Here is a 13,646-nt window from a genome sequence, read left to right as displayed (position 1 = left end):
GGACGGATTGGGTGAGGCGGAATATGTGGGTCTGCGCAACTATGAGGACCTGTATTACGAATTTCAGGACCGGGATGCGTTCTACACCTCGCTGAAGAACAACCTGATCTGGCTGGTGCTGTATCTGCTGGCGATCCCTGCGGGGCTGTTTATCGCGCTGTTTTTGAACCAGACGGTGATGGGCATCCGCCTTTATAAATCATTGTTCTTCTTTCCATTCGTGATCTCTCAGGTTGTCGTGGGCCTTGTCTTTACGTGGTTCTATGATCCGGCATTCGGTATCCTGAATGTGGTCCTTGGATGGGTGGGCATGGGACCGATCAATGTGTTGGGCAATGAATACACCGTGACCTACGGAATTATCCTTGCCGGTCTGTGGCCGCAAACGGCCTATTGCATGATCCTGTACCTGACCGGCCTCAACGCCGTGAACCCCGAGCAGATCGAGGCCGGGCGTCTGGACGGGGCCAAGGGGCTGCGCATGCTCTGGCATGTCGTGCTGCCGCAGCTTCGACCGGCAACTTTCATCGCCTTTGTTGTAACAATCATTGGCGCGCTGCGGTCCTTCGATCTGATCTCGATCATGACCGGTGGTGGACCTTTCGGGTCAAGCCGCGTGCTGGCGTATTATATGTTTGAGGTCGCCCTGTCTGAATATGGGTTCCGCATGGGATATGGTGCCGCCATCGCGGTGGTCCTCTTTGCCATCATGATGGTCTTTATCGCCTATTTCCTATGGTCGATGTACCGCGAGGAGAAACGCTGATGTTCCCGACACCGCTGGAAAAACGCGCCCCCGCCGCCAAGACGACCTATCAGCTTATCCTGCCACTGGCCCTGATCGCGTGGCTGTTGCCGTTGCTGGCTGTCGCTGTGTTCTCTGTCAAACCGGGGGCGGATTTCACCAATGCGAATTATTGGGGTCTGCCATCGTCGTTCGATTTCTTTGAGAACTACGGTCAGGTGTTTTTCAACTCCGACATGCCGCGATATTTGCTGAACTCGGTATTCATCACGGTGCCGACGGTGATCGGTGCGGTGACCTTGTCCGCGATGGCCGGGTTTGCCTTGGGCATTTATCGGTTCAAGGCAAACATCTGGATTTTCTTCATGTTTGTTGCGGGCAACTTCGTGCCTTTTCAAATTCTGATGGTTCCGGTGCGTGACCTGACGCTGGATCTGGGGCTATACAATACCAAGACCGGGCTGGTGCTGTTTCACATCGCCTTTCAGACCGGGTTTTGCACGCTCTTCATGCGCAACTTTATCCGCGCCCTGCCCTTTGAATTGATTGAGGCGGCGCGTGTCGAAGGCATCTCGGAGATCAAGATTTTCTGGTATGTTGTCCTGCCCCTGATGAAGCCCGCGCTCGCGGCTCTTTCGGTGCTGATCTTTACCTTCATATGGAACGACTATTTCTGGGCCGTGGTGCTGACCCAAGGGCCTGAAAGCCAACCCGTGACCGCAGGCATCACCGCGTTTAATTCGCAATTTCGCGCGATGTATCACCTGATGAGCGCAGGCAGCATTGTTGCCGCCCTGCCCCCGGTCGCGATGTTTTTCCTGATGCAGAAACACTTTATCGCCGGTCTGACGTTGGGCGCGGTGAAATAACCCTCAACCTGAGTTTGCGAAATGACCAAGATTACGATGATCGGGGCGGGTTCAACCGTCTTTATGAAAAACCTGATTGGGGACGCGCTGTCCAAGGCGTCCCTCAGTGCAGCACATATAGCGCTGATGGACATTGATCCAAACCGGCTGGCGCAATCCGAACTGGTGGCGAAAAAGTTGGTCTTGTCGGTGGGGGCCGCGGCAACGATCAGCACCCACACCAATCAACGCGAGGCGCTGGAGGGCGCGGATTTTGTCATCGTCGCGTTTCAGATCGGTGGCTTCGATCCGTCAACCAAAATCGATTTTGACATTCCTAACTCATATGGGCTGCGCCAGACCATTGCCGACACACTGGGCATTGGCGGTATTATGCGGGGTCTGCGCACCGTGCCCCATCTGTGGATGATTGCCGAGGATATGGCACAGGTCTGTCCCGGCGCAACCATGCTGCAATACGTCAACCCGATGGCGATCAACACCTGGGCGCTGAGCGCACGCTATCCGGCACTGAAACAGGTGGGGCTGTGCCATTCGGTGCAGAACACGGTTGAGGAGTTGGCCCTTGATCTGGGCCTTGACGAAAAAACGCTGCGCTACCGGGTGGGCGGGATCAATCACATGGCGTTCTTGCTTGAGTTCACGGATGCGGACGGCAAGGACCTCTATCCCGCAATGCGGGCTGGCTATAATGCTGGAAAAATCCCGCTTGAATCGCGCTGGAATGCGCGCTGTCCGAACCTTGTGCGCTACGAGACCTTCATGCACCTTGGCTATTTTGCCACGGAATCCTCCGAACATTTTGCCGAATATGTGCCGTGGTTCATCAAATCCCACCGTCCTGACCTGATTGAAAAATTCCGCATCCCACTCGACGAATATCCCGCCCGCTGTGTCGAACAGTTGGCAACATGGGAGGACCAGTATGCAGAGCTGCAAAATGCCCCGGCCATCGCCCATGAGGTGTCCAACGAATATGCGGCCACGATCATGGACAGCATCGTCACCGGCACGCCTTCCGTGATCTATGGCAATATCGCCAACACCGGTTTGATCCCGCAACTGCCGCAGGGGGCCGCCGTTGAGGTGCCCTGTCTGGTGGATGGCCATGGCATTCAGCCGACTGTCGTTGATGATATCCCCAAGCATCTTCTGGCGTTGATGCGCACAAACGTGAATGTGCAGGAATTGACGGTCGAGGCGCTGCTGACTGAAGACATCGCACCACTTTATCACGCCGCCTATATGGATCCACATACCGCTGCAGAGCTTGATCTGAGACAAATCAGATCACTGTTGGATGATTTATTGATTGCGCATGGGGACTGGATCCCCGAATGGGCACGTAAAAGACATGCGGCGTAACCGAAGCGCATCGGCGCAAGTTAAACAGATTTTCGTTTCAATAAGGGAAAAGACATGACCCAGATCGCCACGTTTCACGACCTGCAAGGCAAATCGGTTTATATCACCGGCGGTGGATCTGGCATTGGCGGGTCATTGACGGATGGGTTTCTGTCTCAAGGGGCGAATGTGGCATTTATCGGCCGCTCCGATGCCAGCGCCTTTGTGGCGGATATGCAGGAAAAACACGGTCGCGCGCCGCTGTTTTTGCAAGGCGATGTAACGGATACCGACCGTCTGCAGGCCACCATCAAAGAGGCCGCAGATACATTTGGCCCGGTCGAAGTGCTGGTCAGCAATGCCGCCAACGATCAGCGCCACACGATGGCCGAGCTGACGCCTGAACGCTGGGATGCGCTTTTGGCGATCAATCTCAAGGCGTATTTCTTTGCCGCACAGGCGGTCGCACCGGGGATGCAGGCGAAGGGTGCCGGGTCCATCATCAACTTTAGTTCGATAAGCTATATGATGGGCAATGCAGGCTATCTTGTGTATACAACGGCCAATGGTGGCATTACGGCATTGAGCCGTAGCTTGGCGCGTGAACTGGGGCCGGACGGCGTGCGGGTGAATGCGCTGGCACCGGGGTGGGTTCTGACCGAAAAGCAACTTGAAAAATGGGCCACGCCAAAGGATCTTGCCGCACATCTGGACCGGCAGTGCCTCAAAACCCATCTGGCCCCGCGCGATATCGTCGATGCGGTGCTTTTTCTGGCTTCCGACGCCAGCCGGATGATGACCGGGCAATGTATGGTCGTCGATGGCGGCACGGTAACGACGGGATAATTTGATGAGTACAGGTGCCACAGAATGGATTGCGGTGGACTGGGGCACCAGCAATCTGCGCGTCTGGGCGATGCAGGGGGATGTTGTTTTGGCCCGCACAGGGTCAGATGCCGGCATGGGCGGGCTGACGCGAGACGGTTTCGGCCCGGCATTGGCCGCACTTACTGACGATTGGGACCTGCCGTCAAATGTGCCTGTCGTTGCCTGCGGCATGGTGGGGTCCCGGCAGGGATGGGTTGAAGCGCCCTATCGGTCTGTGCCCTGTACGCCGCTTGGCGATCGCATGATCAAGGTTCCGGGTGTCGCCAAGGACATCCGTATCATTCCGGGGCTCAAACAAGAAACACCTGCAGATGTGATGCGCGGCGAAGAGACACAGATCGCTGGATTTCTGGCGCTCAACCCCAATTGGGACGGTGTCATCTGCCTGCCCGGCACCCATGCCAAGTGGGTGCAGATCAGCGCCGGCGAAGTGGTCAGTTTTCAGACCTTCATGACCGGTGAACTCTTTGCGTTGATCTCGACCGGGTCGGTGCTGCGCCATTCGGTGAAATCGGATGGCTGGGATGCGGATGCGTTTGTCGAAGCTGTTTCGGACACCCTGTCGCGGCCCGAAAAACTCGCCGCGCGGCTTTTTTCCATTCGCGCAGAGGATTTGCTGAACGCGACCCCTGCGCCGGTGTCGCGTGCGCGGATGTCCGGGGCATTGATCGGTGCCGAGCTTGCCGCCGCACGCCCCTATTGGTTGGGCCAACAGGTCGCAATCATCGGGGCCGATGCAACAGCACGGCATTATGTCGAGGCATTGGCCGCGCAAGGGGTGCCCGCGACTTTGGCGGATGCGGAACGTATGACCCTAGCGGGCCTGACCGCCGCCTATAAAACATCAAAGGTGACCTCATGACCTTACCCCTGATTGCGATCTTGCGCGGGATCACCCCGACAGAGGCCCCTGCGGTCGCAGGTGCGTTGATCGGATGTGGCATCACCACGATCGAAGTCCCGCTCAATTCACCCGACCCCTATGACAGCATCGCCGTTGTGGCGCGCGAGCATGCGGATCACGCGGTGATTGGCGCGGGCACAGTCCTGACAGTTGAACAGGTAGATAAAGTTGCGGATGCAGGCGGCACATTGATTGTGTCGCCCAATTGCGACGTGGCGGTGATCGCGCGCAGCAAGGCGCGCGGTCTGCAAAGCTGGCCGGGGGTGTTTACCCCGACCGAGGCCTTTGCCGCCCTTGCCGCAGGGGCCGACGGCCTCAAACTTTTTCCCGGCAATATGGCGGGCACCGGCGGTCTTGCCGCCATGCGTGCGGTCCTGCCCAAGGGCACCTTGGTCTATGCCGTGGGCGGCGCAGGCGCGGACAGCTTTGGCGATTGGATTGCGGCGAGCGCAGATGGTTTCGGCATCGGTTCTGCGCTTTACAAACCGGGCTTGTCGGTGGCCGAGGTTGAGGAACGCGCCCGCGCGCTGGTGGACGCCTACAAGGCTGCGATCAGGTGAGCACGTTCGACGATCATACCTGTCTTCTGGGTGAAGGGCCCTTGTGGCACCCCACACGCAACACCCTGTTTTGGTTTGATATTGCGCGGAAAACTCTTTTCTCCCGAAAGGGTGCAACACGCAATGAATACCCGCTTGCTGCGCATTATTCGGCGGCGGGCTGGGTGGACGACGACACGCTTGTCATTGCCTCTGAAACAGCGCTTTGGCGGTTCGATATCGGCTCTGGCACCCGCACGCATCTGGTTGATCTTGAAGCGGACAACGCCGTCACCCGGTCCAACGACGGGCGCGCCGATCCCTGGGGTGGATTTTGGATTGGCACCATGGGCAAAACGGCAGAGCCAAAGGCCGGGGCGATCTATCGTTACTATCGCGGCACTCTGCGGCAGGTGGTGGGTGATATCACCATCAGCAATGCCATTTGTTTCGCGCCAGACCGCAGTCAGGCGTATTACACCGACACCACGACAAGGCAGATCATGCGCATCGCTCTGGATGCCAAAACCGGATGGCCTGACGGTGATGCGGAGGTTTTCAAAGACTTGGCCGCGGATGGCTTGAACCCGGACGGTGCGGTGACAGATGCGGCAGGTAACATCTGGGTGGCGCTGTGGGGGGCGGGTCAGGTTGCGTGTTTTGCACCCGATGGCAGAGCCTTGCGTCAGATCGAAGTCCCAGCAACGCAGCCGACCTGCCCTGCTTTTGGTGGCCCTGATCTGCGCGATCTTTATGTGACATCTGCCACGCAAGGGTTAAAAAAGCCGGGTGCCGCAGATGGTATGACTTTTTGTATCCCGGATGTGTCGAAGGGGCTGCCGGAACCGCAGGTGATCTTATGAAACGCGCCCTTGGTGTTTGTTATTACCCCGAACATTGGCCTCAGGAAATGTGGGCGTCCGATGCCGCACGCATGGTTGAGGCAGGCATCACATGGGTTCGCATTGGCGAATTTGCCTGGTCCCGGCTTGAGCCGCGGCCGGGTGAGTTGGAGTGGGACTGGCTGGATCAGGCGATCGCGGTGTTGGCCGATGCGGGCCTCAAGATTGTCCTTGGGACACCCTCTGCCGCCCCGCCGCGCTGGATGCTGAACTGGTTTCCCGACATGCTGGCCGTTGATGCCGCAGGCCACGCGCGCAAGTTCGGTTCACGCCGCCACTATTGCCACAGCCATGCAGGATACCGCGACGCAGCGGCTCAGATGGCGGCTCAATTGGGGATAAGATACGGGCGCGATCCGCGCATCGCCGCCTGGCAAATCGACAATGAATACGGCTGTCATGATACGGTGATCAGCTATTCTGAGGCGGCGCGTGTAGCGTTTCGCGACTGGCTTGCGCAGAAGTACCAGGATATTTCGGCGCTCAACATGGCATGGGGCAATGTGTTCTGGTCAATGGACTATGGCAGTTTCAGCCAGATCGATCTGCCCAACCAGACCGTGACCCAGGCTAACCCTTCGCATGAGATGGCCTTTCGCCGCTTTTGCTCGGATCAGGTTGTCGCGTGGAACGCGGCGCAGGTGGCGGCGTTGCGCCCCTTAACCGATGCGCCGCTCATTCATAACTACATGGGTCGGGTGCTGGAGTTTGATCATTTCGCTGTGGCGCGTGATCTTGATATCGCGTCCTGGGACAGCTACCCCATCGGTTTTTTGTCGGACCGATTGGAGGCGTCCGCCGCGCATAAAGCACGCTACCTGCAACAGGGTGATCCCGACATGCAGGCATTTCATCACGACCTCTACCGCGCGATGAACAAGGGGCGCTGGTGGGTGATGGAACAGCAACCCGGCCCGGTCAACTGGGCCCCTTACAACCCCGCCCCCCTGCCCGGCATGGTGCGGCTTTGGACGTGGGAGGCCTTTGCCCACGGGGCCGAGGTGGTCAGCTATTTCCGCTGGCGCCAAGCGCCTTTCGCGCAGGAACAGATGCACGCAGGCCTCATGCGCCCGGATGATGTAGCCGCACCGGGACTGGCCGAAGCCGCCGCCGTCGCCGTGGAAATCGGCGAAATGCCTGAGGTCGATAGTGCACAGGCTCCCGTCGCATTGATCCTGGATTACGCGTCTGCATGGGCTTGGGATGTGCTGCCGCAGGGCGCTGACTTTGATTACTTCCGTCTGATTTTTGACGCCTATCGCGCGGTACGGCGACAGGGGTTTTCGGTGGATATTTTGTCTGCGGATCATGCGGATCTAAGCGGGTATGAACTGGTGTTGGCCCCCGGACTGGCCACCCTGCGCGATGATTTGCGCGCGGCCGTGGATACCTGCGAGGCCCCGTGCCTGATCGGCCCGCGCAGCAATCTGGTTACCGGCGAACTGCGCATCCCTCTGCCAATGGGTCCAGCATTGACGGGGATGGATGCGACGGTGACACGGGTGGAAAGCCTGCCTCCGGGCGCGTCGCGGCCCGTTCAGGGCGGCGGTGCAATCGTGCATTGGGCGGAAACAGTTGAAGGGGCAGCACAGCCCATCCTGAGCGGCCAAGACGGTGCCCCCGCGCTGCTGGCCATTGGCAATCTGCACTATCTGGCAGGCTGGCCGGATGCGACATTGTGGGACAGGTTGATAGACACATTGGCCCGCCAAGGCGGTCTGGAACCAACGCAACTGCCCGAGGGCCTGCGCCTGCGCGACACGGCAACACATCAGTTTGCCTTTAACTATGGCCCGGACCCTGTGACATGGCGCGACCGGGAAATTGCGGCCGCAGGTGTGGCGTGGTGGCCGCTGGACGACACAGGTCAGCCATAACGCCGATGCGGATTGGACTTGATATGGCGGGCCGCTGCCGTAGGAAGTTAACATCAAAGATGTGCGCCCGCGCTTTCGTGCAAGATCCGCTCAATCTGCCGTTATCTTTCAGGAGATCAACAATGAAGGTCCGAACACGATGAATTGGGATGAATTTCGCGCACGGGGCAAGGATGCCGCCGATTGGGCCGCCGATTACCATGCAAACCTCCGCGAACGCCCGGTGCGTGCACAGACAAAACCCGGCGATATTCTGGCGCAATTGCCGCTGTCGCCTCCCGATGCCGCACAGCCCGTCGACGACATTCTGGCCGATCTGGAAAACACGATCCTGCCCGGCATGACACATTGGCAGCACCCGCGTTTCTTTGCCTATTTTCCGGCTAATGCCGCCCCGGTCTCGGTGCTGGCAGAATATTACGTCAGCGCCATCGCGGCGCAATGCATGTTATGGCAAACTTCGCCAGCGGCCACAGAACTGGAAACCCGTGTATGTGACTGGATGCGACAGGCGGTTGGCCTTCCGGGTGGTTTTGCCGGTGTGATCCAGGACAGCGCCAGCACCGCCACGCTTTGTGCGGTCCTGACCATGCGGGAAAAGGCGCTGGACTGGGCGGGCAATGCCAAAGGGCTGGCGGGTCAGCCTGCCCTGCGCATCTATTGTTCAGCCGAGGTGCACACTTCGATTGACCGCGCGATCTGGATCGCTGGGATTGGTGAGGCCAACTTGGTTCGCATCAAAACCCATGGGCCGACGCGCGGCATGGATGTGGACGCCCTTGGTGCCACGATTGCGGCCGACCGCGCAGCCGGGCACCTTCCCGCCGGGATCATTGCGTGTGTCGGTGGCACAAGCGCCGGGGCAACCGATGACATCAGCGCGGTTATGGACGTGGCAGAGGCCGAGGGGCTTTACACACATATCGATGCTGCATGGGCGGGGTCGGCAATGATCTGCCCTGAGTTTCAGGCGCATTGGGCTGGCGTTGACCGCGCTGACAGTGTTGTTCTGAACCCGCACAAATGGCTGGGTGCGCAGTTTGACTGCACCACCCATTTTCTGCGCGATCCGACCACATTGGTCAAAACGCTGGCCATCCAGCCCGAGTACCTCAAAACCCACGGTGCGGATGGTATCATCAATTATTCCGAATGGTCGGTGCCTTTGGGACGCCGTTTTCGCGCCCTGAAATTGTGGTTTCTGATCCGCGCCCATGGTCTGGACGGGCTGCGCGAGATGATCCGAAATCATGTGACCTGGGCGCAAGCGCTGGCGGCTCGTCTGGATGCCACCGCTGATTTTGAGATTGTGACGCAGCCAATGCTGTCGCTTTTCACGTTCCGCTATGCGCCTGAGGGAGCCAAGGACATTGACGCTTTGAACCAAACGTTGGTGAACCGCATCAACGACGATGGCCGCATCTATCTGACCCAAACTCGGATTGACGGGGCATTGGTAATCCGGTTTCAGGCAGGTGCGTTCACCTGCACGGCTCAGGATGTCGATCTGGCGTATGATGTGATTTGCGAAATGGCTCAGGAAATGTCGCGCGCGGTTCAGCGCGGGTGATGTCTAAAGGCCTCTGACCCGTCAGAACGCATACTGTGACGGCGCGGGCATCAACGAATATCAATGCATCAGGTTTTGATAGATCCCTTGTTCGAGGCGGTGGCACCCTTAGGGCGTGATCATCGTCACGCCGGGAATGCGCTGAATGTTGGTCACATCGTCGTCGTAGATATCTGTCATTTCATCGACCAGTTCCTCGGTCCATCCTGGCATATCCAGTTCTTCTTCAATCTCGTCATCAATGGCGAATTTATCAAGAAACGCGGCAATCACCCGGCGCTTCTGGATCTCTGACATCTCTGGATGTTTGTCGAGATAGGCCCTGAACCGCTGCATGCCCTCTTTGGTCATGATGGTAGACAGCAAATCAAACCCACCCGAGATTTTTTCATGAAGCTCAATGCCTGCAATCTCACGGATGACCTGTGCCCAGATCAATGGCAAATCCTCATTGCACCAGACCGTGATCGGGATTTCTGGGGCGGCTTCGCGGATCATACGAATGCTCTGCGACCAACGCAGATCAAGCGGATTACGATCCCCCCAGAATGCGGCATGTTTTTTGTCGATTGCCTTGTCAAAAAGGATGGGAACGTGTGATGCTGGATTCCGAATGGCCATGAAAATTTCCAGATCATCATTCGGAAAAAGCTCTGCCATATACATCATCCGCCTTGCTGCGTCCGGGTAAAGATGGCCCCTCATCACGGCCGTGGCAGGTGTGCGGAAAAAATTCGGATCAGACAGGATCAGCCGATCCGCAGAGCCATCATCAAGGGCGGCTTCCAGCAATACGTCACGCGCATCCGGCCCTGCCGGGGCCTTGTGCATGGCGTTGAGCGTGGCCCGAAACAGCCCCCGGAAACCGCTGGGATCCGGCACCGCGATACCGCGTTTTGCAAAGCTGCTCTTGTTGTGAAGCAGACATTTCAGCAGTCGGTCTTCTTCAGTGTAATGGGTGCCTGTGTGCAATACCAGCTGCATATATTCCGCTTAAGATTGAGGTGCTGTTGCCGTTGAATAACGGGTTCGGGAACAGGTGTAAAACTGCAATGTGATTGGCGACTTTCGAAGGGTCGCCCTTTGGCCCCAGTACCAAGGCGGTGAGCGTCTCTTTTTTTGATCAGACCGATATACCTGGTGCGCCGTGGGCCCGTCGCCTCCAGCCAAGCGCCGTTTGTTGGTCGACGTTCGCATTTGATCTAAGGAACGGTCATGCCTTGAGCCCAAAAGCAAACACCAAAGGGGGCGCTCGGACTGTTCTTCTGATCGCTAAAACCATCGACCCTTGCCCTGACGAGTGCGACAAATCCTGGCCCCAAAATTTCCTTGGTCAGCAGGGTGTCAGCACTCTTGCATCCTTTTCAATCATCTACTAAAGAACGCCCACGCAATCGCGGCACTGGGTTGTTGATTGTGAAGACGTTGCAAAACGTCCGCCCCTATAGCTCAGCTGGTAGAGCAACTGATTTGTAATCAGTAGGTCCGCGGTTCGAGTCCGTGTGGGGGCACCATTTATTAAATAAAATCAACTACTTGCGATGCGCTGCGCTGACGCGTAAATTGAAAAAGAAAATCCGGAAGCTTATCGGAAGCCGACTTTTAACCATTCATACCTGTGCCAACGGAATCACGCAGGGACTTATTTATTGTAGACCTGTTGACGTTCTTAGAGTTGTCTTGGTTGTTGACAGTGAGCACGTGTACGAACGGCGCGAAGTTGATGTTCACCGGTACCGAGACGCTGCAGTGCAGCCCCTTGAAGCGAGCGTTCATAGCAGCGGATCAAGTGCTGTGAATTTGTAATAGGTACGGTTTCGGTGTTGTTCGTCTACGGATACTACAGCATGTTGCCTTCATTTTTCTAGGAAGTTGCAGACGTTAGATGATAAGCCCAGAGTTCCTTGAAGTCCTTGAGCAGTTCCAAACAACAATTGTGGGTATTGTCGGTTTTGTCGGTGTAATTTGGACGCTACGCGCAAATTCCAAAAATGCGCGAGAGGAACATAGAAGGCAAATCAGATCTAGACGCGCCGCACTTCGTCGAGTTCTGGCTGCAGAGCTCCGAAACTATGCACGTGCGCTCAAGAAAAACCTTGAAGCTCAGCGCCCGAACGATGAGTTCTTATCTGTCGGTCGAATACATAGGTTGTTTTCCGATCAGCTTGCCGCCGATCTTGGCCTGCTCGACCTAGATGAAATCGATGTCGTGGTAAATGCCTTAATCAGTTTGGACGGCATGGACCACTTTCTTGAGAACATTTCTTCACAAACATCTGACACCCGATTTTTACTACCTTCTGAAGCTTGGGACCAGTTTCAAATCGTAAATTCAACGACAGCTGATGCCCTAAACTATGCAGTCCAAGCACTTGAGTTTTCTGGGGAGGCCTGAGCTGCTTAAAAACGGCCCATTGCCGACCTTGGTCGGTTAGTCTCGTGCTGCATTGCAGCCTCCGCATTGCGGACATCTGCAAACTACGCAGCATTTTTCCATTTGACCGGGGTAACGTAAACGATGCCATCATCAACACTAACCATCACATCGCCGTCCTGAATATTAACTTGCAGCTTCATCGAGCGACTTGCCAGTTTGCTCAGTTCGTTGGTGTCCTTCTCCGAAAAATTTATAACCCGAAGGTTATCAAACCGGGTGGTGCTATTTTTGATTTTCTCCCACCACACCTCAGCCGTCCTGCCGCCGTAACAATAGACAATCACCTTGTTGGCTTTACCGCAGGACTGGCGGACAATCTTCTCGCTGGGAAGTCCCAACGCCACCCATAACTCAAGCTCGCCGCTCAGGCTTTTTTGCCAAATGTCTGGCTCGTCGTCAGTTGAAAGGCCCTTAGTCAGTTCCAATTGCTCGTGGGCATTCAGTGCAAAAGCGAGAATACGCACCATTAATCGTTCATCCGTCTCCGAAGGGTGTTTGGCAACGGTCAGTTTATGGGTCTCATAATAGTGACTATCCATATCGGAAACGGACAGTTCAATTTTATAAATGGTGGCTTTTTGTGCCATGGTTTTTCCCAGAATTGCGAAGATTAGGGTTGCCTAATGCGTCTGGTGACTTTGTGAAAGCAGATAAAAAAGACACGCGGAACTCGGCCCAAAGCTGCCGCTCGTGCGAAACGCGTCTAATGACCGCTCCCAGCCCAATGCGGACATGCTCGTTCGACACCTAGGGCGATTGCAGGCCTTCGCTGCGGGTGCAGCATTCGAAGGCATCATTTGAAAGAGCGGACATTCAATAGATTGATTTTTAGTCAATGGGTCTGCGGTCCAATTCCCTGTGGGGGGCATTTTAGAAATAATATTAATGCGATAAAGGTGCATAAAAGATGCAACCGATTGTAAGAATTCGTCAGATCGTCGATAGGGCGCAGAGATATTTAGCTTGATTTTCTTCGCTACTAACAAGTCGTTTTTGTCTCTTGATTGTTTCATTTTGGTGGAATGCCTGAAAAGTCGCCACTATAAGTAGCAGACTAGGCAACATGTTGGGGCGCATTTCAGATGAACATACAAGCAATGGCCGGAGCATGGAGGCTTGAAGGCAGGACACTTGAAAGTGGTTGGGTTGTCCTCGAAGCGGTTGGTTGGGATCCGGCCACAGGGGTGACAAGCCCTGAGTATCAGGGTTCGGGGGGAAATTTCTGCAAAACGTATAGGGTAGAAAAAAATGGTAAGAGAGCTTTTTTGAAGGCTATAGACCTCACCCATCCTCTACGTCAGCCAGACGTAATGGCAGCCCTTAACCGCCTTACTACAGAACATCAGCTTGAAGTAACTATACTAGATCTGTGCAAGGGTGCTCAGCTAGATCGCATCGTTTTCGCCCTAGATAGCGGCGAGGAGCGACTTGGCAGTGATTTTGCTGATTTGGTTCCCTACTTAGTCTTTGAGCTGGCTGAGGGTGATGTACGAAAGACCATTCTCGAGTAAAGTCAGTCGGTGGGCTATAGGGTGCCTCTGAGAGGCTACAGTGTTGATTTCCGCCGAGAA

The 13,646-nt window shown here is 56.2% G+C and carries 13 protein-coding genes and 1 tRNA gene; 12 read left to right on the top strand and 2 right to left on the bottom strand.

Annotation, left to right across the window (positions count from 1 at the left end; genetic code table 11):
* The 9 genes from ACEWL3_RS20170 to ACEWL3_RS20130 all read left to right on the top strand — a co-directional run.
* Nucleotides 1–766 (top strand): carbohydrate ABC transporter permease (locus ACEWL3_RS20170; RefSeq protein WP_435001577.1); only part of this gene is annotated, 766 nt, incomplete at its 5' end.
* Nucleotides 766–1,614 (top strand): carbohydrate ABC transporter permease, encoded by an 849-nt coding sequence (locus ACEWL3_RS20165; protein WP_386177980.1) that lies wholly within the window; start codon nt 766–768, stop codon nt 1,612–1,614. The genes ACEWL3_RS20170 and ACEWL3_RS20165, both read left to right, overlap by 1 nt.
* 21 nt (nt 1,615–1,635) lie before the next feature.
* Nucleotides 1,636–2,979, top strand: a complete 1,344-nt coding sequence (locus ACEWL3_RS20160) for an alpha-glucosidase/alpha-galactosidase (RefSeq protein ID WP_386177978.1) — start codon at nt 1,636–1,638, stop codon at nt 2,977–2,979.
* 54 nt (nt 2,980–3,033) lie between these two features.
* Nucleotides 3,034–3,804, top strand: a complete 771-nt coding sequence (locus ACEWL3_RS20155; RefSeq protein ID WP_386177976.1) for an SDR family NAD(P)-dependent oxidoreductase — start codon at nt 3,034–3,036, stop codon at nt 3,802–3,804.
* Nucleotides 3,805–3,808: 4 nt separating this feature from the next.
* Entirely contained in the window at nt 3,809–4,708 is a 900-nt protein-coding gene (locus tag ACEWL3_RS20150; RefSeq protein WP_386177974.1) for a 2-dehydro-3-deoxygalactonokinase, read from the top strand.
* A complete protein-coding gene (locus ACEWL3_RS20145; protein ID WP_386177972.1) occupies nt 4,705–5,310 on the top strand; it encodes a 2-dehydro-3-deoxy-6-phosphogalactonate aldolase in 606 nt (201 codons plus the stop codon). The genes ACEWL3_RS20150 and ACEWL3_RS20145 overlap by 4 nt, the downstream gene beginning before the upstream one ends.
* On the top strand, nt 5,307–6,152 hold the full coding sequence (locus tag ACEWL3_RS20140; protein ID WP_386177970.1) for an SMP-30/gluconolactonase/LRE family protein: 846 nt from the start codon (nt 5,307–5,309) through the stop codon (nt 6,150–6,152). The genes ACEWL3_RS20145 and ACEWL3_RS20140 overlap by 4 nt, the downstream gene beginning before the upstream one ends.
* Nucleotides 6,149–8,068, top strand: coding sequence for a beta-galactosidase (locus ACEWL3_RS20135; protein ID WP_386177968.1), 1,920 nt, complete (start codon nt 6,149–6,151; stop codon nt 8,066–8,068). The genes ACEWL3_RS20140 and ACEWL3_RS20135 overlap by 4 nt, the downstream gene beginning before the upstream one ends.
* Nucleotides 8,069–8,207: 139 nt before the next feature.
* Nucleotides 8,208–9,638 (top strand): pyridoxal phosphate-dependent decarboxylase family protein, encoded by a 1,431-nt coding sequence (locus ACEWL3_RS20130; protein WP_386177966.1) that lies wholly within the window; start codon nt 8,208–8,210, stop codon nt 9,636–9,638.
* A gap of 108 nt (nt 9,639–9,746) precedes the next feature.
* Here the strand turns inward: ACEWL3_RS20130 and ACEWL3_RS20125 are convergent, their stop codons facing one another.
* Nucleotides 9,747–10,622, bottom strand: a complete 876-nt coding sequence (locus ACEWL3_RS20125; RefSeq protein WP_386177964.1) for a hypothetical protein — start codon at nt 10,620–10,622, stop codon at nt 9,747–9,749.
* Nucleotides 10,623–11,076: 454 nt separating this feature from the next.
* On the opposite strand from ACEWL3_RS20125, the gene ACEWL3_RS20120 reads away from it, so the two are divergent.
* Nucleotides 11,077–11,152 (top strand) — tRNA-Thr (locus ACEWL3_RS20120).
* Between the two features lie 371 nt (nt 11,153–11,523).
* Nucleotides 11,524–12,033, top strand: a complete 510-nt coding sequence (locus ACEWL3_RS20115; protein WP_386177962.1) for a hypothetical protein — start codon at nt 11,524–11,526, stop codon at nt 12,031–12,033.
* An 83-nt stretch (nt 12,034–12,116) separates the two neighbouring features.
* Here ACEWL3_RS20115 and ACEWL3_RS20110 read toward each other — a convergent pair whose 3' ends face one another.
* Nucleotides 12,117–12,662 carry a YaeQ family protein gene (locus ACEWL3_RS20110; protein WP_386177960.1) on the bottom strand — a complete coding sequence of 182 codons (546 nt, stop codon included), beginning with the start codon at nt 12,660–12,662 and terminating at the stop codon, nt 12,117–12,119.
* Between the two features lie 495 nt (nt 12,663–13,157).
* Between ACEWL3_RS20110 and ACEWL3_RS20105 the strand changes: the two genes are divergently transcribed.
* Nucleotides 13,158–13,586, top strand: a complete 429-nt coding sequence (locus ACEWL3_RS20105; RefSeq protein WP_386177958.1) for a hypothetical protein — start codon at nt 13,158–13,160, stop codon at nt 13,584–13,586.
* Nucleotides 13,587–13,646 lie beyond the last annotated feature (60 nt).

The sequence above is a fragment of the Sulfitobacter sediminivivens genome, assembly GCF_042611115.2.
GTDB lineage: Bacteria > Pseudomonadota > Alphaproteobacteria > Rhodobacterales > Rhodobacteraceae > Sulfitobacter > Sulfitobacter sediminivivens.
The sequence above is the reverse complement of the archived record's forward strand: the minus strand, read 5'-3'. Positions and strand labels throughout refer to the sequence as shown.